The sequence below is a fragment of the Arthrobacter parietis genome, from assembly GCF_039530425.1.
GTDB classification, from domain to species: Bacteria; Actinomycetota; Actinomycetes; order Actinomycetales; family Micrococcaceae; genus Arthrobacter_D; species Arthrobacter_D parietis.
Window position 1 is genome coordinate 54,590 of sequence record NZ_BAAAON010000001.1, and the last position, 20,374, is coordinate 74,963.

Annotated in this window: 12 protein-coding genes and 1 tRNA gene; 3 read left to right on the forward strand and 10 right to left on the reverse strand. The window is 63.1% G+C overall.

Annotated elements, in window-relative coordinates; genetic code table 11:
- Positions 1–73: 73 nt before the first annotated feature.
- Entirely contained in the window at positions 74–1,462 is a 1,389-nt protein-coding gene (locus ABFX19_RS00230; protein WP_346027094.1) for a cryptochrome/photolyase family protein, read from the forward strand.
- Here the strand turns inward: ABFX19_RS00230 and ABFX19_RS00235 are convergent.
- From ABFX19_RS00235 to ABFX19_RS00250, 4 genes are all read right to left on the reverse strand, one after another.
- The gene (locus ABFX19_RS00235; RefSeq protein WP_277357604.1) at positions 1,431–1,955 is read right to left on the reverse strand and encodes a DUF6328 family protein; all 525 of its coding nucleotides are present in this window, start codon (positions 1,953–1,955) and stop codon (positions 1,431–1,433) included. The two genes, ABFX19_RS00230 and ABFX19_RS00235, sit on opposite strands and share 32 nt — an antisense overlap.
- Before the next feature lie 97 nt (positions 1,956–2,052).
- A tRNA-Met gene (locus ABFX19_RS00240) sits at positions 2,053–2,126 on the reverse strand.
- Positions 2,127–2,183: 57 nt separating this feature from the next.
- On the reverse strand, positions 2,184–5,216 hold the full coding sequence (locus ABFX19_RS00245) for a UPF0182 family membrane protein (protein ID WP_428831016.1): 3,033 nt from the start codon (positions 5,214–5,216) through the stop codon (positions 2,184–2,186).
- 163 nt (positions 5,217–5,379) lie between these two features.
- Positions 5,380–6,489 (reverse strand): YlbL family protein, encoded by a 1,110-nt coding sequence (locus tag ABFX19_RS00250; RefSeq protein ID WP_346027095.1) that lies wholly within the window; start codon positions 6,487–6,489, stop codon positions 5,380–5,382.
- A gap of 299 nt (positions 6,490–6,788) precedes the next feature.
- Between ABFX19_RS00250 and ABFX19_RS00255 the strand changes: the two genes are divergently transcribed.
- Positions 6,789–8,213, forward strand: a complete 1,425-nt coding sequence (locus ABFX19_RS00255; RefSeq protein ID WP_346027096.1) for a zinc-dependent metalloprotease — start codon at positions 6,789–6,791, stop codon at positions 8,211–8,213.
- Positions 8,214–8,272: 59 nt separating this feature from the next.
- On the opposite strand, the gene ABFX19_RS00260 is transcribed toward ABFX19_RS00255, so the two are convergent.
- The 3 genes from ABFX19_RS00260 to nudC form a co-directional block, all read right to left on the reverse strand.
- Positions 8,273–8,731: a M48 metallopeptidase family protein gene (locus tag ABFX19_RS00260; protein ID WP_346027097.1), complete on the reverse strand. Its 459-nt coding sequence runs from the start codon at positions 8,729–8,731 to the stop codon at positions 8,273–8,275.
- Between the two features lie 112 nt (positions 8,732–8,843).
- Positions 8,844–10,949, reverse strand: coding sequence for an ATP-dependent DNA helicase UvrD2 (locus ABFX19_RS00265; RefSeq protein WP_346027098.1), 2,106 nt, complete (start codon positions 10,947–10,949; stop codon positions 8,844–8,846).
- Positions 10,949–11,926: an NAD(+) diphosphatase gene (gene nudC / locus ABFX19_RS00270; RefSeq protein ID WP_346027099.1), complete on the reverse strand. Its 978-nt coding sequence runs from the start codon at positions 11,924–11,926 to the stop codon at positions 10,949–10,951. Before nudC ends, ABFX19_RS00265 begins: the two co-directional genes overlap by 1 nt.
- Before the next feature lie 133 nt (positions 11,927–12,059).
- Here nudC and ABFX19_RS00275 point away from each other — a divergent pair, with 133 nt between their 5' ends.
- Positions 12,060–13,103 (forward strand): macrolide 2'-phosphotransferase, encoded by a 1,044-nt coding sequence (locus ABFX19_RS00275; protein WP_346027100.1) that lies wholly within the window; start codon positions 12,060–12,062, stop codon positions 13,101–13,103.
- Here the strand turns inward: ABFX19_RS00275 and ABFX19_RS00280 are convergent.
- From ABFX19_RS00280 to ABFX19_RS00290, 3 genes are read right to left on the reverse strand one after another with little or no spacing between them, the layout of a single operon-like run.
- Complete coding sequence (locus tag ABFX19_RS00280) at positions 13,100–16,594, reverse strand: ATP-dependent helicase (protein WP_346027101.1); 3,495 nt, start codon at positions 16,592–16,594, stop codon at positions 13,100–13,102. The two genes, ABFX19_RS00275 and ABFX19_RS00280, sit on opposite strands and share 4 nt — an antisense overlap.
- Complete coding sequence (locus tag ABFX19_RS00285; RefSeq protein WP_346027102.1) at positions 16,591–19,881, reverse strand: ATP-dependent helicase; 3,291 nt, start codon at positions 19,879–19,881, stop codon at positions 16,591–16,593. Before ABFX19_RS00285 ends, ABFX19_RS00280 begins: the two co-directional genes overlap by 4 nt.
- Before the next feature lie 2 nt (positions 19,882–19,883).
- The gene (locus tag ABFX19_RS00290; protein WP_346027103.1) at positions 19,884–20,327 is read right to left on the reverse strand and encodes an MGMT family protein; all 444 of its coding nucleotides are present in this window, start codon (positions 20,325–20,327) and stop codon (positions 19,884–19,886) included.
- Positions 20,328–20,374 lie beyond the last annotated feature (47 nt).

Genomic DNA, 20,374 nt, shown 5'->3' on the forward strand with positions numbered 1-20,374 from the left:
ACGGCGGCGGTTCGAGCCTCGAACCGCCGCTGCTCCCGTTAAAGGTTCGCCAAGCCGCCGGTAGATTGGCTTTATGGCTCTGACACTGGTGTGGCTCCGCGACGACCTGCGCATCGCCGACAATCCTGCCCTGCACGCTGCTGCAGGGCGTGGCGACGTCGTCGTCTGTTATGTGCTCGATGAAGTGAGTGAGGGAATTCGGCCCCTGGGCGGCGCCAGCCGCTGGTGGCTCCACAACTCGCTGTCCTCGCTCCGCAGTGCATTCGAGGATCAGGGGATTCCACTGGTGCTCCGATCAGGTCCCGCAGCGGACGTGATCCCCCGCCTGATCGAAGAGTCCGGGGCGGATGCTGTCTTCTGGAACCGCCGGTATGTGCTCGCTGAGAGAAACGTTGACGCTGCACTCAAGGGTTTCCTCAGCGACGAGGGGTACCAGGTGCACAGCTTTCAGGCGAACCTGTTGTTTGAACCCTGGGAAGTCACGACGGGCAGCGGCTCCCCGTACAAGGTCTTCACCCCCTTCTGGCGGGCGTGCCGTAACCGTCCCGCGCCACGGGAACCCCTTGATGGACCGACAGTGCTGCGCGGTCCGAACGTCGACTCGGAGGACCTCGACGAGTGGCGCCTCCTCCCCGACACGTTCGACTGGGCAGGTGGCCTCAGACAGACGTGGACGCCCGGAGAGCTGACAGCGCAAGCGCTCCTCGATCGCTTCGTGACCGGCACAGTTGACGGATACGCCGATGCCCGCCAGCTGCCTGACGTTGAGGGAACCAGCCGCCTCTCCCCGCACCTGAGGTTCGGCGAGATCAGCCCATTCCAGGTCTGGCACTCTGCCCGGGCCGCATCCACCTCCGCGACCGCCAGTGACCTCGCGATCTTCACCCAGGAACTCGGCTGGCGTGAGTTCTGCTGGCAGTTGCTCTACCACCAGCCACGTCTGGCGACAGAGAACTACCGACGGCAATTCGACGCCTTCCCGTGGCAGCAACCGGACTCCGACGAACTTGATGCCTGGCAGTATGGGCGAACCGGTTTCCCTTTAATCGATGCAGGCATGCGTCAGCTTTGGCATACCGGATGGATGCATAATCGGGTTCGTATGGCGGTCGGTTCGTTCCTTGTGAAGAACATGATGGTGGACTGGCGTGTGGGCGAACAGTGGTTCTGGGACACCCTGGTGGATGCGGATCCAGCCAACAACGCGGCGAACTGGCAATGGGTGGCAGGCTCCGGCGCAGACGCCGCACCCTACTTCCGGATTTTCAACCCCGTCACGCAGAGCAAGAAGTTTGACCCGGACGGCCGTTACCTTCGTCGATGGATTCCGGAGCTGCGCTCCGCGCATAAAGTTCATGAACCCTGGACGGATCTACCGGCCGGCTACCCTCCGCCGCTGCTGGACCTGAAAGTCTCGCGCGAACGGGCGCTCAATGCGTATCAGGACCTTCGCCAGGACTGACTTCCTTCATCGACCGACGTTTGAGCACCTGCGGTACGGCCACCCACAGCGCCAGAATCGTCATGGACAGACCGATGGCGCTCACCGTTCCCGCCGTCCGGCTCAACACGATGTCGAAGACCAGACCGGTTGTTCCAACGAGGACGAGGGCCACGAGGACCATTGTGGTCCTCAGGATGCGATGGGCATGGCGTACCAAAGCCTCCTTGATGCGCAGCCGGAAGAAGGTCCGGTGCAGGATCACAGTACCGAGCAGCAGGGCCGTGATCAGGGCGGACAACACGACGAGCACGAGATAGACCGCGATCTGAAATGAGTCCAGCTCCGTGAAACGCGACTGAAACGGCAGTGTGAGCAGGAAGCCGGTGAGAATCTGGATACCGGTCTGGAGTACACGAAGTTCCTGGAGTATCTCAAGCCAGTTCCGGTCAACACGCTGGAGCGCCGTCTCCCCGCGTTCCTTGTCCTCACCCACAGCGCCCTGCTCGATCATGGACATAGTGTAGGTGAGCCGGGCACGCAAAAGGGCGAAATGATGCGGGAATGACGAAGGTCCCGGAAGCCAAGCTTCCGGGACCTTCGTTTTCTAGTTGCGGGGGCAAGATTTGAACTTGCGACCTCTGGGTTATGAGCCCAGCGAGCTACCGAACTGCTCCACCCCGCGGCGTGATTACTACTCTACCCGCCGCGGGGGCGGATCCCAAATCGGGATCCAGATGCATTATTCGGTGGCTCCTCCGGACGCTTCAGACAAACGCGTTTCGGCATCCAGTGCCCGCTGCAGTGCCTGGTCGAGCCGCTCTTGTGCCTCACCGTAGGCGGCGAAGTCGCCCTCGGCGAGCGCGGTCTGGCCCTCCTGGATTGCCGCGTTCGCTTCCTCCAGCGCCGCCCGGAGATCGGCTGCCGGATCACCCGTGCCCGGCTCTGCGGGTGTGGTGGGCTCCTCCGTCGGCTCCTCCGGGGATTCGTTCCCGGAATCTGAGCCAACCAGCGGCGCAGGCAGATCAGGGGTCTCCCCCACATTCTCGCTGTCTCCGGTCACAGCGCCGGAGTCTCCCTGGAACACCTGGTCCAGTGCTTCATCCAGGGTGGGCGCAAAGCCGACCTGATCACCGAAGCTCACCAGCACACGCCGCAGGACGGGGAAGGACGAGTCCCCCGAGGACTGGACGTACACCGGCTGCACGTAGGCGATTCCGCCACCGATGGGCAGCGTCAGGAGATTACCGCTGATCACTTCGGAGGCGCCCTGGCGCAGCAGGTTCAGCTCCTGCGAGACCTCAGTGTCCGAGTTGAAGAGGTTTGCCGCCTGGCCCGGCCCGACGGCGGAGTCCTGACCGGACGAATCGAGCAATCGCAGGGTTCCATAGGTTTCTGCCTTGACACCGGGTTCACCGGTACCGGCGTCACCGTCCGCTGCAAGGAAGCCGTAAAGGATGTTGCGCGGTTCCTGGCCCTCCGGAACAAATGGAATGAACGGAGTGGTCAGTGAGAAGCTGGCCGACTCCTGATCGGGCATCTGGAGCGAGAGGTAGAACGGAGGCTGCTTGACGTCCTGCTCGCCTTCTTCCAGCGTCGGATCAACCGGTACAGCCCACGCCTGGTTGTTGCTGTAGAAAGGCTGGGTCTCTGTCACGTGGTAGCGCGCGAGCAGCTCCCGTTGGACCTTGAAGAGGTCCTCCGGGTACCGTACGTGCGCCATCAGGTCAGCCGACATCTCGCTGTACGGTTGCAGCGACGTCGGGTACACCTTCTGCCAGGCCTTCAGAATGGGGTCCTGATCATCCCAGGCGTAAAGATCAACCGAGCCATCGTAGGCGTCAACCGTGGCTTTCACCGCGTTACGGATGTAGTTCACCTGCTCAGCAGGCAAGGCGGTGGCGACACCTTCGGCGGTCAGGGAATCCACTGTGGCGGACTGAAGTTCCTGCTGAGTGGAGTACGGGTAGTCGGACGTTGTGGTGTAACCCTCGATGATCCATTTGACGCGCCCATCAACGATGGCCGGGTAGGTGTTGCTATCCAGCGTGAGGTAAGGGGCAACCTTCTCCACGCGCTCAACGGGATCACGGTCATACAGGATCTGGGATTCGCTCGTTACCTGGTCCGACAGGAGTAGATCCGTGGACTGGAACTTGAGTGCATACACCAGCCGGTTGAAGAAGTTTCCCACCTGCGGGCCGCCGTCGCCCAGGAACGTGCTGCGGGCCTCCTGGTCGGATTCCTCCGTCTGGGGCCGGTCGATCTCAAGTGGCGTGGCTCCCTCTGGAGCACCGACGATCGAATACTCCGGTGATTCCTCACCGAAGTAGATGCGCGGCTCAAACGTGCTCTCATCCCCCAGCAGGCCCGTGGTCGGGATACCTGACTGAATGAACTCGGGGCGCCCGTCCGGTTCCACGGTTGAACCGGCTGCTGCAACCACGCCGTAGCCGTGCGTGTAGTAGACGTGCTCGTTGATCCAGCCATCCGGAACACCCGCGGTGTTCAGTTCGCGGACTGCAATAACGGTGTCCTCGATCTCGCCGTCGATCTCGTAGCGGTCGACGTTCAGGATCTCCGGGAACTGGTAGTACTGGCGGAACTGCTGGAGCTGGCTGAAAGCGTCGCTCACAAGGTTGGGGTCCAAAAGGCGGATGTTGGCTGTTGTCTCGCCGTCCTCGTTCAACGCTCCCTCCTGGGGAACTTCCTCAACCCCATAGTCATTGACCTGCACCTGGTCCAGGCCGTAGGCAGCTCGAGTCATCTCGATGTTGCGCTCAATGAACGGCTCTTCCCGGCTGAACTCCGACGGAACAACCTGGAACCGCTGGATGACCCACGGGTATACGCCGCCGGCGAGGATAGCAGTGATGACCAGCATGGCCGTACCGATCACGGGCAGGCGCCACCGGCCAATCACTGCGGAAATGATAAACAGGACCGCAACAATGATGGCGGCGGCGGCAAGAATCGCCTTGGTTGGGATGACTGCGTTCACGTCGGTGTAGAGAGCGCCAGCCCATTTACCGTCGCTGCTGATGACGGTGGAGTAGCGGTCAAGCCAGTAGTTGACGCCCTGCAGGATCAGGAAGAGTGCAGCCAGTACCGCGATGTGCGTCCGGGCTGCCTTGCTCGTGAAGAGACCTTTCTCCTCAAGGCGGATGCCACCGTACAGGTAATGCGTCAGTACTCCGGCGATCCCGCTGATGACGATGACGCTCACCAGGAACCCGAGCAGGAAGCTCAGGAACGGCAAAGTGAAGACGTAGAACCCGATGTCCAGCCCGAATTCCGGGTCCGTCTCTCCGAAGGGCTCCGAATTGAAGAACAGGAGCATCCGTTCCCACTGTGAAGACGCTGCGGTTCCCGCAAACGCGCCGAGCACAACGGGAATGCCGATCATGAGCAGTCTGCGGATCGGTTCGAGCTGGGCCTGGTAGCGGTTCAGGTTGTCCTGGACGCTGCTGTCGGGAGCGTAAATGGGCCGTGAACGGTAGGCGATACGCAAGCTGAAGTAAACGCTTGCGCCCATGATGAGGAAGGCCGCCACGAACAGGCCGATCCGCGAGAGGTTCTCGGTGACAAATACTTCGAGGAAGCCCAGCTGGTTGTACCAGAGGACATCGGCATAAACCTGTGAGAAATACACGAAGCCGACGACGAGCAGACCGAGAACGATCAGGGTCGGTACCAGCGGCCCACGCCGCCGGGGTGGGGAGGAATATGGTTGGCTTGGTCTGCTGCCGAACGGGCGGTCAGGTCCGGATGTCACTATTACCTCATCCTTGGGGGTACGGGAGTGCTGGATGCGCAGCGGCGCACGGTCCACTGTTGTTCATTCTGCCCTGTGCACGTCTGGCCCACACAATTCAGTTCCGCCTGAACCGCGGCGCCCCGGAATCGTTTCTCAATCGTGTCCAACCCGGCTATGCCTGTCAGGCGGGATCCTCACATGAGGGGAGCTGCGCGCCGTCGTCGTTATCTTCTCCCAGCGTCCGGACGGCGGTGACGGCGTCGTCCAGGGTTTCCACGCGGATGACGCGAAGACCGTCGGGAATATGGCCAACAACTTCAGTGCAGTTTGCGGCGGGCGCAAGAAATACCTCGGCACCCGACTCACTGGCACCAACTAGCTTTTGGCGGATGCCTCCAATGGGCCCGACGGCACCGGATGAGTCGATCGTTCCGGTTCCGGCGAAGTGCCTCCCGCCCGTGAGCTGCCCCTCGGTCAGGGTGTCGACGATCCCGAGGGCGAACATCATGCCGGCAGACGGGCCGCCGACATTGTTCAGGGCAATGTCCACCTCGAAGGGGAACTCGAACTCGGACATCAGAAAGACGCCGAGCTGATAGTCGCCGGACTCCCCCAGCAGCGGCTTCACGGACTCCACCACCGTTTCACCGTTTCGGGCCACAGTGATGTCAACGCTTTTTCCACCCGCTGCATTCAAGGCTTCCTTCAACGGCTCCAGCGACTCGATAGGCTCGCCGTCGATGAGGGTGAGCTGGTCGCCTTCCTGAAGAATGCCTTCAGCGGCCGAGTCCGGGGCGAAGCCTACGACTGAGAGCGTCTCCCCGTACGGAATTTCCAGGTGAGCGAGCGCAGCGGCCACTGCGGATTCCTGCGAGGATGTCATAGCCTCCGCGTTCTGCTCCTCAATGTCCGATTCCGAGACATCCGGCGGGTAGACCAGTTCGCGCGGTGTGACTGCCTGTGCGGGATCCGCCCAGGCACGGAAAGCATCGAAAACGCTGATTGTCTGCCCCGGTCCTCCGGCGACGAAGACGGTGGTCAAATCCAGCGCACCGTCCGTCGGGAAGGTTTCCCTGCCTTCGACGGTGATCAACGGTTCACCGTTAACCTCCCCGATGGTGTTGAAAGTGGGACCGGGTGACTCGACCACGTAGGGAGACGGCAACAGAACAGCCGTTGCCCCGAGGCCCAGCGCGAGCAGCCCCGATACCGCCATGACGGTGAAGCGGGGATCCCTTTTCACGGCATCATGCTTTGGCCTGTTGGTGTCCTGGGAAAGCGGCTGGGTCAACGGATGTCACCTTTGGATTGGGGGCGCCGCAGGTCACCCCGGCGGACGGGATGTCAGGGCTTCACATGCCAAGCCTACAAGCCCGCTCTGCGCGCTTTGCATCGGAACAAACGTTGCTTTGCCTAGAGCGAACTCGCGCAGGACGTGCGGGACAAGTCTGGGACGTGCCGGTAACGTTTGAGATCCTGACTGACCAGTGCTGCAGCTCGCTACGGCAACTGTAAGTGCCGGGGTTTGCTCCCATTCAGCACCATACGAGCACAATCCGACCAAGTTTCGATCAAGGACCGGTGGTATCGATGAGCTCCAATCCGTCGAACAACGACGACGACACTCCCAAGGATCCGCTTTCCGAGATGCTCGAACGCTTGATGGGCGGCAACATGCAGGGCATGAACCCCCAGGAGATCGCGAAGGCGGCCGGTCTTCCCAATGATCCGCAGGCCATGGCGATGATGATGCAGCAGGTCCAGGCCATGTTTTCCGCACAGTCTGAAGGCCCAGTGAATTGGACGATGGCCAGGGATCAGGCGCGCCGTGCAGCTGCGACGGGCGGCGACCCGTCGGTGGGCAGCAAGGACCAGCGTGAAGTTGACGAGGTACTGCGGCTGGCAGAAATGTGGCTGGATCCAGTCACCGACTTCCCGTCCACCGCTCTCCTTGGGAAAGCGTGGTCCCGCGCGGAATGGGTCGAGGCAACAATGGAGACCTGGAAGCGGCTGACTGAACCGGTGGCGACCAGCATCGCCCTCGCCCTTTCCAACGCGATCACCGAGCAGATGCCGGAAGAGATGAAGACCATGATGGGCGGAGCCGCGTCCATGCTGCAGAACATGGGTGGCGCGATGTTCGGAATGCAGTTGGGCCAGGCTGTCGGCGCACTGTCCCGCGACGTGGTGAGTTCCACGGACATCGGCATACCTTTGGCGGAGAACAGCATGGCGCTCCTGCCTGCCAACGTCGCCGCATTCGGGCAGGGCCTGGACATCTCCGAATATGATGTTCGACTGTTTCTTGCCGTCCGGGAAGCTGCCCATGTGCGGCTCTTCACGCAGGTGCCCTGGCTGACCGGACACCTGCTCGGCGCAATCGAGAGCTACGCGCGCGGAATCCATATCGACATGTCGAAGATCGAGGAAGTTGCCCGCGACATAGACCCGTCGAATCCGGAGTCACTGCAGAGCGCCCTTTCCGAGGGTGTTTTCATGCCCGAGCGCACACCCTCGCAGGACGCCGCACTCGCCCGGCTGGAAACCACGCTCGCGCTTGTTGAAGGCTGGGTGGATGAGCTCACCGCGGCCGCTACCGCCAATCTCGACTCATCGGTCGCGTTGCGCGAAGTGGTTCGGCGCCGCCGGGCAACGGGAGGACCGGCAGAAAACGCCTTTGCGTCACTTGTCGGCCTCGAGTTGCGTCCCCGACGTCTCCGCGATGCGGCAGCCCTCTGGAACCAATTGCGTCAGGAGCGCGGGATTGACGGGCGGGATGCAATTTGGCAGCACCCTGATCTCCTGCCTACGCCGGAGGATCTCGATGATCCGGCGGGCTTCAGCAAGCGGCGCCAACTGGCCGAATCCGCCGACGCCGACGTGGATGCAGCGCTGGAGAAGCTGCTGGCGGGCGGGTTCGAGCCCCCTGCTGACGAGGATCCGGCGACGACAGACGAAACTGACTCGGAAGAGGGCGACGGCGGTCCAACAAACAAGGACGACGACCCGCGTTGAGTGGGTAGGTTTTGCCGGTCAGCCCCTCAAGCGGTCCTGTCGGTACTAGGTAGTGGGAGCTAGCGTCCGCTGAGTCCGTGGTCCGCCGCGTAAGCCGCGCCAAGCAGGAACGCCTTGGCTGTTTCAGTGTGAGGGTAATTGTCCAGGAGCGCCCAGAAGGTCCCGTTGTGTGAAGGCTCGATCAGGTGCGCCATCTCATGCAGGATCACATAGTCGATGACCCAATCCGGCATTCCCTGAAGCTTGTGCGACAGCCTGATGGCCCGGGCAGCCGGAGTGGCAGATCCCCAGCGCGAATTCTGGTTGGTAACCCACCGGATGCTGTTGGGCCTCGCGCGTCCTCCCAGGAACCGAGCCGACAATTCTGCAGCGCGCTCGACCAGCCCGGTATCCGAGTGCGTGGGCTGGACGGACTTTGCGTGAAGTTTGGCAACCATTCGTTCGACCCACTGCTTTTCCTGTCCGGCGGTGAAAGTAGCTGGAATCGAAACGACCGCAACTCCGTCCCGCAGATCCACACTGACGGTTCTGCGGCGACGGGCCGAGCGGCGCACTTCCACCGGATAGGGTGCAGTATCCGAGCTGATGGGGAGCTTCTCCTCCTCGGCTGCCCATCGATCCTGAGGGCCGCTAGGCTCTTTCCGCGAGGACACTCAGCACCGACTCTCCGTAGCGGTCCAATTTGGCCGGCCCCACCCCCGCGAGTTGCGCAAGCTTCTCCAGTGAATCAGGGCGGGCTTCTGCAATGGCTACCAGCGTGGCGTCCGTGAAGACAACGAATGCGGGGACGTCAGTTTCACGCGCGGCGTTCAGACGCCACTGGCGCAGTGCTTCAAACGTCTCCTCGCTGTAGTTCGCCGGGCAGTCGCTGCAGCGCCCGATCTTTCGTTCTGCCCCAGAACCCAGCACCTTCCCGCACGTGCGGCAGTGCGCTGGCGCCGATACCTTCCGCTCCCGGCGGGGTATGGGCTGCCGGAATGGACGCGTGCCTCCGGAATCCGGGCGAAGACCATCCAGGAACCTGGATGGTTTGCGTGACGCGCGGCCGCCCGGGGTGCGGGATGTGGACCAGGACAGGCCAAGGTGCTTGCGTGCACGAGTGATGCCGACATAGAGGAGGCGACGTTCCTCGTCGACTGCGTCAGGAGTGTCGGCGAAGGAAATCGGCATCAATCCCTCGCTCAATCCCACCAGAAACACCGCGTCCCACTCAAGGCCTTTCGCCGAGTGAAGCGATGCAAGCGTTACGCCCTGAACCGTGGGGGCGTGTTGTGCTGCTGCCCGTTCTTCAAGCTCGGCGACGAAATCCTGCAGCGTGAAACCCTGCGCTGCGCGGGCCTGGTGAAGCTCGTCGGCAAGCGATACTAGCGCAGCGAGCGATTCCCACTTCTCCCGCACAGCGCCGGAGCTCTGCGGTGCAACTTGGGTGTAACCCAGGGACGCGAGGACATCGCGGACCAGCTGAGGGACGTCGTCATCTGTTGCCACCCGTGCTGCAGCACGCAGCTGCAGCAGGCTGTCGCGCACTTCACGTCGGGCGAAGAACCGCTCGGCACCCCGCAACTGGTAGCCGATTCCCGCGGCGGCGAGCGCCTGCTCATAGACGCTGGACTGGCCATTGGTCCGGTAGAGGATCGCGATTTCGCTCGCGGGCACGCCGTCACTGAGCAGGCGGGAAATCCGGCGGGCGACCTCCGCTGCCTCAGCCTCGTCATCGCTGCACTCCGTGAAGGTAGGAGCCGGGCCGGGCGGGCGCTGTGCAATGAGTTGAAGTGGCGTGGCCCACGTGCCCGTCCCGCCGCGGCGCCCGGCTTCCGCAGTGCGCGCCGCGAGCAGTGCGTTGGCGAGATTGACGACCTGTGGTGTCGATCGGTAGTCCCGGACGAGCTTGATGACTTCTGCCTGCCGGTACCTGCCGGTGAAATTCAGGAGGTGCGAGCTGGTGGCACCAGTAAACGAGTAGATGGTCTGGCTGGCGTCACCCACTACGCAAAGCTCTTCCCGTTCGCCCAGCCACAGATCCAGGAGCCGCTGCTGAAGCGGCGAAACGTCCTGGTATTCGTCCACCACAAAGTGCCGGTACTGCCCGCGCACTGTTGCTGCCACTTTCGGGTCTTCCTGCAGGATGCCGACGGTGATGAGCAGCACGTCCTCGAAATCGATGACGTTGCGGTCCACTTTGAGGTCTTCATAGGCACTGAACAGCCGGGCCACAGTTGTGGCATCCATGCCTGCCGGTTCCGCCCGGCCGTTCGCGGACTCGACATAGGTATCCGGTGTCAGCATGGATACCTTGGCCCACTCAATTTCAGCAGCAAGGTCGCGGATTGTGGCGCGGTCGGTGCTGAGCCTCAGCCGCCGCGAGGCTTCGGCGATGAGCTGGGCCTTGTGGTCGACAAGGGCGGGCAGGGTTCCACCGACCGCCTGGGGCCAGAAGTATTGCAGCTGCCTGAGTGCTGCCGCGTGAAAAGTGCGTGCCTGAACTCCCTGTGCTCCGAGGTCGCGGAGCCGGGTGCGCATCTCGGCGGCAGCCCTCGCAGTGAAAGTCACCGCAAGGACCTGTTGAGGCTTGTACACGCCTGTGTGTACGCCGTAGGCGATGCGGTGCGTGATTGCGCGTGTTTTGCCTGTTCCGGCTCCTGCGAGAACACAGAGCGGGCCACTCAGTTGGGAGGCCACCGCCCGCTGTTCATTGTCCAGACCGGCGAGGATCTTCTCTTCGACCGAGCCGTCCACTATGGTCTCCCGGCGGATGGCTCTTCCTCCAAAGGACCGCCGTACCAGTGTTCAATCAATGCTCGTGCAATGGAGGCACCGGATGCAACGGACAACCGCTCCTCCTTCAGACCGGCGAACAGTTCTTCCCTGCTGAACCAGCGCACGTCCCTGATTTCGACGCCGTCAGGCACCGGACGTGCATGTGCTGCCTTCGCCGTGAATCCGAGCATCAAGGACGCAGGGAACGGCCAGGGCTGGGAGCCGAGGTACGTGGGCGAGTGAACAACTATTCCTGATTCTTCCTCGACCTCCCGCACGACGGCTGCCTCCAGCGATTCCCCTGGCTCGACGAAACCTGCGAGCGTAGAGAACCGGTTCTGGGGCCACGCAGCGGAGGAGCCCAGCAGCAGGCGGTCTTCCTCGTCCGTCACGGTGACGATGATGGCCGGATCAGTTCGGGGATAGTGCAGGCTTTCATCGGCAGGGCAACGCCTCACCCAACCTCCGTCGATCGGTTCGGTGGGCTGTCCGCAGCGGGGGCAGTGAGTATGGGTGGCGTGCCAGTTGGAGATGGCCACCGCCTCCACGAACAACCCGGATTCCTGTGCCGGCAAATCCGATGCGGCGTCACGCAATCCGATCCAGTCCTCGTCAGCCGCGAGCGCGGGTTGAACGTCTTCATGCTCCACCAGCACGATGTGTGTTCCTGCCGGCATGTCCGCCGTTGTTTCCACCGTACTTCCCAGATAAACAGGGTTCTTCGGACGCTCCACTTCCGCAACAGGGCTCAGCACGAGCCTGCCGTTGCGAAAGGGAGAACGCCTGCGGGCAAGATGCAGGATGCGGGTTTCCGGTTGGTCCCACAATTGATCGAAGAGGTCAGGGGTGATGCGGAAGGTTGAGCCGCGGTCTGCCGTGCCGCGTGCCAGGGGCAGAGATCCGAGTGGTGGGAGGCTTGCGATTGCGGCTGCCTGCATGCCGACGGCTTGGGTCATATTTCTACGGTACGGTCCCGCGCCCACAAAAAGACATTCGAAAGGGCTTTTCTGGAGGAATAGTGGGGGTGAGCGGCGACTCGCCGTTGCTGGACATTCGAGCCGGTGACCTCGCGCGCTTACGGTGGATGATGTGAAACGCTCACCGATGGAACTTGCGGCCCTTGCCAGCGCGGCCGTGCCGGGCCTTGCCCCGACCGGCGTCTCCAGCGCCCCCGATGATCCCGCCGACTTCGAGTCAGCCCTACTGATCGATGACTCCGGCAAGCAGTGGCGCGTTCGCGCACCACGGCACGCCGAGGCCAGCATGCGCCTGGAGACGGAACTGCAGGTACTGCGTGCGTTCACTCCCGCTGTTCGTGCTGAGCTCCCGTTCCTCATTCCTCACGTTGCAGGCACCGTGAGGCTCGGTGACCTTCGCACCTTCGTGTACTCCCACATTGAAGGATCACCGCGGTCTCTCGATGAGCTCGCAAAGGGCGGTCGTGAACTGGCCAGGGAAATCGGCCGCGCAATCGCTGCGATCCACGAACTGCCCAGGACCCTCGTCAACGAAGCCGACCTGCCTGCGTATGAAGCGAACGAAGTACGGCAGCGCCGGCTCAACGAGCTGGATCAGGCCGCTACCACCGGCAGAATCCCCTCGGATCTGCTGCGTCGCTGGGAGCACGCGCTGGAGGATGTCTCACTCTGGCGATTCAATCCCACCGTGGTCCATGGCGACATCCACGAAGACAACCTGCTCCTTGCGGCGGGCCGCGTCTGTGCGGTGGCAGGATGGACGGACCTTTCCATCGGCGACCCCGCGGATGATTTCGCCTGGCTCGCCGCAACGCAGGACACCGAGTTCGCCGACGAGGTGCACGAGGCCTATGTCAGCGCCCGCCCCGATGCCGCGGACGAGCATCTCTTGCGGCGCGCCGCGCTGGCAGCGGAGTTTGCGCTGGCACAGTGGATGGTTCGCGGCCTGGCCCTCGGCGACGACGGCATGGTCAGCGAAGCCGAAGAGATGATGCGCTCACTCTCCGCCGATCTCGCCGCCGAGGAAGCCGCACTGGCCGCCAACGCTGGGGATGAAGACTTCGTGAGCAGGGATGACGACGCTGAGGTCGCAGCGGCTCCACAGGACCCGGAAAATCTCGAAACTTCCGCTCTCCCCATAATTCCGCGCCCCTAACCGCCGGACCCGGCGCTCGTCGCCTTCCGCACAATTGCTTCCAATGTTTCACTGCTCGCGAGATCGTGTGGCCGAACCAGCTGATCTTCCGCTGCGTAGTAAAACGCTGCCCGAACACCAGCGAGCGGCACGTTTTTCAGACGAGACCATGCCAGCCGGTAGATCGCCAGCTGGATTGCTTTCGCTTCACGGTCCGCCGGCGCCGGAGGCCGCCCGGTCTTCCAGTCGAGGAGGTCCCAGGTGCCGTCGTCGTCCTGAAAGACCGCATCAATCCGGCCGCGGACAACAACGGACCCAACGCGTGTTTCCACGGGCACTTCAATGCCGTACGGCACCCGCTGCGCCCACATCGACTGCCGGAACGTTTCGGCAAGCTGCTCAAGCTGCAGGCCGTCGTCCACGAAGGAGTCGGCCGCGCCTGGAAACTCGCCTAGATCGAGCATCCCTGTTGTTCCGTAAAATTCTTCGATCCACGCGTGGAATGCCGTTCCGCGCCGGGCGGCGGTTCCCGGACGCCGTGGCACAGGCCGTCGCAACCGCCGTGCAACGCCGTCGCTATCCTCTGTGAGCTCGACCATCAGGGAGGCGGAGATATGGGTGGGAAGTTCAACCGGTACGGAGGCAAGTCTGCCCTGCTGCCGCGCCAGCGACTTCCGGACCTCATCACTCCAGCGTCCCGGTAAGTCAATATCTTCGGTGCCCGGTTCAGGGCCAGAACCATGGCGCAGGTCATCCGCCGCTGCCCGAACAGCCGCCGCAGCCAGCTCCATTCCGCCGCGGCGCCGGCGTAGGGGATCGATTGGCCAGATCGCCCTGTCGCTGTGTGCACGAGCGGGATTGTCAGCGCCCACAGCGACGTCTTCGATCCAGGCCAGTTCCCGGTATCCCGGTTCACCGGCCGCCGCGAGTTCCCGCAGCCGTTCCAGATAGCGGGACGGCGCCGTCGGTTTGGAGCGCCCTCCTCCCCATGCCGACGACGAACAGACGAGGACATGGCGTGCCCGTGTAAGTGCCACGTAGGCGAGCCGCCGTTCCTCACGTTCAGTATGGGTCAGGGCGTCCTCAGCGAACAGTTTTTCGCTGTCAAGCCAGGACTTCTGGTCAGGTTGGTCCCAATCCCACTGCGGCAGCTCTGCGGCATCGCCGCGAAGCGGCCACGGTACCGAAGCATCTCCCGAGCTCCAGCGCGATCCGGTTCCGCTCGGAAAAGAACCCTCATTCATCCCCGGCACCAACACCACGTCCCACTCGAGACCTTTGGCAGCGTGCACTGTCAGTAGTTGAACGGCTTCCCTGCTTGTCTCCAGCGCTGTGACAGGTAATCCATCCTCCTCAGAGTCAGCGGCCTCCAGCCAGGCAAGGAAGGCTTGAACGTCAATGCGGTCCGACGTCGAGACGAACCCGCTGACGGCGTCTGCGAACGCGTCGAGATTGCGCCTGGCCTCGTGCACGCTCACTCCAGGCTTGGCAGCAAGCTCAATATCCAGCAGGAGTGTCTGCTCGATTTCACCGATGAGGCTATGCAGGTCATCTCCCACTGACTGGCGCAGCCCGCGCAGTTCGTCCCGCAGACGTACGAGGCGCTCCCTTCCTGTTTCAGAAAGAGTGCGCCCGCTGCCTGATACCCAGCCCACTGGTGGAAGGTGATCAACGGCGTCAACAAGGCTGGCCGGCTCTGCGTCTTCCGTTGGCGTTGGCAGCTGCTCAGGCTCAGACACGGCTGAATCCCGGGTATTGCCCTGGTGGGCAGCGCCTTCCTGCGCATCAGGCTTTCCGGTGCCCACCCGGAGCTGACTTATCCGGAGCTCCCGATCGTAGGCCAGTTGCCGTGCCCAATCACCGAGCGCCATCAGGTCTGCGCTGCCGAGGCGCCAGCGTGCTCCGGCGAGGAGCCGCAGCATCGCATCTGACCGTTCCGGATCCCCGAGGACCCGAAGCACTGAGAGGATCTCGATGATCTCCGCCGTGCGAAGGAGTCCTCCCAATCCAATGACCTGGACCGGTATCCCCAGCGACTGCAGTTCCTGCCGTAACGGCTCGAACTGCCGGCGCCCGCGGCAAAGAACGGCGATGGTCGGGCGCAGCGGCCGACCGTCGTCGTCCAGATCGAAGTACCGACGCCGCTGCTCCTGAATGATGCGGCTCATCGCAGCCGCCTCATTGGTCTGCGGATTGTCCGGTGCGGATGGGTCCTGCGGCGCAGCGGCGCTTTCGCTGCGGTAGCGCGCAAGATACACCTCTCCCAGCGGTGCCTTTGGCCTCGCTAACAGAGCGGGAACCATCAGCTGGTGCTGCGGGCCGAGCCATGGAGGCGGTACGTTGAGCGGTTCAGCCACTGCATTGGCCGCCGCAAGGATGCTCGTGGAGTTCCGCCACGCCACAGAAAGATTAACCATGGGTGCTGGCTCCAGCCGGGCACCGGTGTGCACCGGGAATCGTGACCTGAATGTCCCCAGCTGACCGGCTGATGCCCCACGGAACCCGTAGATGGACTGGTGCGGATCTCCCACCGCCGTCACCGACCGGCCGTCACCGAACAGCCTGGCGAAGAGGACCATCTGTGCATGCGAGGTGTCCTGAAACTCGTCGAGTAGGATAACTGCGTATTTCTGCCGCTCAGCATCGACCGCCTGCGGCACTTCGCTGACGATACGTGCGGCCAGCGACACAAGGTCACCGTAATCAAGCTGCCCGCCCTGACTTTTCGCTGCTGCGTACTGTTCCACCAGCTCAGTGACAGTGACACGGGTCCGCAGTTTATTCAGCAGATCGCGTGCGCCCTGCGTGGACGGTTTCGGCTTTCCGAGCAGGTAGGGGCGGGCCGCTACTGAGTCGATCTGCTCGAGCAGTGAAACCCTCACTGCCGCAGGGTCTACAAGGTGCTCGGCACATTCCGAAGCCATGGTGAGAACAGCTCCGGTCAGCGTTGTCCTCGCCGCCGACAGGTGTTCCCATGGGCCCCGGTAGGATTCAACGATTCTGCCTGCCAGCTGCCAGGACTGCGCCGTGCCAAGCATGACGGCATCGCGCTCCACGCCGAGGCGTAGACCGTAGTCCTGCACGATTCCATTGGCGTAGGAGTGATAGGTGGAGATGGTGGGTTCCAGGCGGTCCTCCCCTGACTCAAGAGTGCTCTCTCCCTGGGCACGGTACAACGCCTGAAGTTGTTGCCGGATGCGGGCAGCGAGCTCACCGGCCGCCTTACGGGTGAAGGTGACGCCCAGGATTTGATCAGGCCGAACCAGACCGTTTGCAACGAGCCACACCACGCGGTCGGCCATGGTTTTGGTCTTTCCGGACCCTGCCCCGGCGATCACCAGCAGAGGCTGAAGCGGAGCTTCGATGATGCGGGTCTGCTCTCCGGTCGGGTACAGGATGTCCGCGCTGGTCCCGCCGGCAAGGAGCTGAGCCAATGCTTCCGCGGAGTACATTGACGCAGTATCCGCCGACGCAGTATCAGTCGCCCGGAGGTGTGCCGCTTCCAGGCTCATTCGGTTACCTGCCTTCCCTCAACGCACAGCGGGCAAATCTCCGGCAGCCGGCACCCGGCGCCGCCGTACGCTGACCGGCTGGGGTCGTGGACGGTTTCAAATTCAGCCGCAGACATCAGTCCAGCAGCCTGCTGAATCATCTCCTGCGGCCAGGAGTCCTCTGGCCCGAGGGCGGGCTGATCCTGAACCTTGGGGGACTTGGCACTTGTGCCAAGGTGCACGAGCGCGGCTCCCCCTAGCGTCTGTATTTCCGCGGGTTCTGCAACCATTCCGGGATTGTCGGCGAGCCCGCCCGCACTGGCAGCGACCTGATACGCGGCAAGCTGCGGGTGGGCCGGCATATCGGAATCCTTTGGGGCTTTCCTCCCGGTCTTGAGATCCACAATGAATAGTCCGCCATCATGGGTAGTTTCGAGGCGGTCGATCTGCCCGCGGAGGCGCGCCTGCCGCTCTCCGCCTTCAACAATCACCGGCAGGTCAACGCTGAAGCTCACCTCAGTGCCGGCCAATGTGCGGCCGGACTTTCTCATCTCCACGAGGTAAGCGCCGAGCTTCCTCACCATTTCCTCGGCACGCCGGAGGTCCGCCTTGGTTTCCCAGGTGTCCTTCATACCGAGGGCGGGCCAGCGGCGGGCCAGTTCCGCGACGTATTGGTTTCCCGTGGCGTCCGGCATGTCCTGTGCGATGGAGTGGACGAGCGTCCCCAGTGACCTGGCGAAGTCAGTGGGCCGTTCTCCTCCAGCCGCCGAGACAAACCAGTTCAGAGGTGAGGCCAGTACCGCCTCCACCTTCGAGGGTGAGACCGGTATGACGGCATCAGGGGGAATGACCGGATCCAACGTAGAGAGCGCCGACAGGCCCCACCACTGTGCGGGATCTGCACCCGGAACCCGCGGCTCGTGGAGCATCATCCTTCCGAGGTGCCGGACGGCTTCGGCAGCGGTGTCGGCATTTCGTTCAGGTTGCTGGGCGTACTTCCGCAGCTCTGCAACGAGCGCACGCAGGGTCAGCGGACGCTTCACCTCCGTTCGGGGGCGCTCGTAAGTACCGGGCGGAAGCGGGTCGAGGATTTCCAGGAAGGAAGAAGGCTGCTGATCTTCCGACGAAACCGCCACGCAGACCAACTCTTCGGACGCACGGCTGATCGCGGTCGAAAAACTTCGCAGTTCGTCGGCCCGAGTCAACTGCATCAGGGAAAGCGGATCACGGTGATACCGGAAGTCCCGGCCATGCTCCAGAAGCGCAACCAAATCACCTGAGCCCAGCAGCTCTCCCCTGACCCTGAGATTGGGCCATACCCCCTCCTGTACGCCAGCCACGATCACTACCGGCCATTGGCGGCCGGCCGCAGCGGCCGGTGTCATGACCGCGACGGCGGCTCCTTTCTGGGCGCGTGCTGCGAGCGTGTCCATTGGAAGCTCCTGGCTCAGCAGGTACTCCAGGAAACCGGTTGTGGGTGCCCCCGGCATCTGGTCCACGTAACGCTCGGCCGTCTGAAACAGTGCAACAACGGCATCGAGATCCCGGTCCGCGCGTGCCGCTGACGCTCCCTGTTGGACTGCAGCCTCTTCCCATCGGGAGGAGAGCCTGGATGCGGACCACACCGCCCACAGCACTGTTTCAGGCGTACTCGCCTCATCCTGCAACGCGTCACGACCAGCGCTCAGCATCCCATGCAGCCGCCGGACCGGGCGGAGTTGCGCCCTGGGGTCATCAAACGAAGCCTCAGCCAGAAGATCGACAATCAGCTGGTCAGAGTTCCTTGCTCCCCCTTCCAGCCGTTCCTCCTGCCTCAGCAGTTGACGCAGGCGGCGAATCTCAAGCGGCCCGGCCCCGCCGATCCGGGATGTCATGAGTGAAACGGCCAATTCCGCATCAAGCTCTCTCACTCCCGTCACGGCGGCGAGGATGTCAAGCAATGGCCGGACTGCCGGTTCATCGCGGATAGCACGCTCGGCCGGCGGGACGCTGACGGGGATGTCCTGGCCCGCGAGGTACCGCTGAAGCTCAGTAACCTGCGTGCCCGTCCTGGTGATAACGGCGATCTGGTCAAAGCTCCGCCCGTCATCAACATGTGCCTCCAGAATCCGTTGCGCAACGTAGCGCTGCTCATGGAAACCAGAGTCAACCACGTGAACGGAGAGAGTTCCGGCTGTTGGAGTGTCAGCATCGGCCTGTGCCTTGACTGCAGCGGCTTCACCTGGCTCTGTCAGCCTTCGGTAGCCCACAGGCGTTCCGCTCACAGGCGTCCTCGCCGCAATCGATGCCCAGCCCGATGCAAGCATCCCGGACAGGCGGTGGGAGGTGGTCAGCTGCACGGTGCGGACCCCACCAAGCACCTCGTGCAACCGCGCGGCAAGCTCTGGACGGGCACCACGGAAGCCCTGTACTGCGGTGTCGGGGCAGGAGGTAATCAAAGCATCTTTTCCCTCGGCAAGAACGCCGCACAGCGCGTGCATGGCCGTGTTGGACTCCTGATAATCATCGATCAGGATCAGGGAATATTTACTGCGTTCCTCAACGCAGAATCCGGGATTGGTTTCAAGGATGCCCCGCGCGGCGGTCAGGATTCCGGCGGGATCAAAAGCCTCCGGCATCCGGAGGTCCAGAATGTCCCGGTACTCACTGTAGAGGGCTGCTGCGGCGACCCATTCGGGTCGATCAAACCTGCGCCCGAAGTCAGCAAGCTCTTCAGCATGCACACTGTACTCGCTCACACGGTCAAAGAGCTCCCTAATCTCCTGCCTGAAACCTCTTGTTCCAAGAGCGAGCCGTAATCCCGGAGGCCATCGCGCCTCCAGCTGACCCGATAGGCGATGGCCCTCCAGGAGTTCCTTGATGATCAGGTCCTGTTCAGCGCCGGAAAGCAGCCGGGGAGAACGGGTCAGCTCGGGCAGCAGCCCTGCCACGCGGGCTCGACGGATGAGGTCGAAGGCGTAGGACGACCAGGTACGTGCCGGCGGCGCGCTTACGCTGCGGTCCAGACGGGAAGTGACCTCATCCCGAAGGCGTGCTGCGGCCATCCTGGTGGGCGCCATGATGAGGATCCGGTGAGGTTCCACCTTTGAGTCCAGAACCCGGCTGACCGCGGTCTCCACCAACAGCTGCGTCTTGCCGGTTCCCGGACCGCCAAGGACAAGCACCGGGCCCTCTCCCGGGCCCAGGGCCAGCACCTCCTGTTGTTCGGCGCTGAGGACCGGGGTGGGCAGTGCCTGCCCGGCATTGGCCGGCAACCGCAGGCCAGCGGCGGGTAGGCGAACTGCGTCGACGCGCGGAGAGCTACTCATGCTTACAGCCCATCATCCGGCTCCGACAATTCGGGTGGACCCTCGTCCCAGGTTGGAACCGCAGCGTGAAAGTCGGCACGGATGCGCTGAAGCGCGGCCTGCTCTGCCGGCCCGGGATTCCAGCGGGACTTCTGCACATCGACCCGGCACCCGGCGGAACCGCCCGCCTCCCGACTCCGTTCGGCCACGGGCCGCAACGCCGTTGATTCGTCCAGATAGTGGCCGACAGCGGTAGCTTCCAACCCCAGCGGCGGCTTACCGTCAGCGCGGAGAACGCGCCACCACGGAACATCGGCGCCTCCGCGCGACATGACCGCTCCAACCTGACGCGGGCCGCCCTTTTCAAGGATCACGGCGATATCGCCATACGTCAGCACCTTCCCTGAGGGAATCAGGCTGACGACGTCGAGGACCGCCTCGTCATAGTCCAGACCTTTCTCGTGCACCAACCCAGACTATCGACAAGCGAACAGCAGCCTGGACGGCTCCCGGG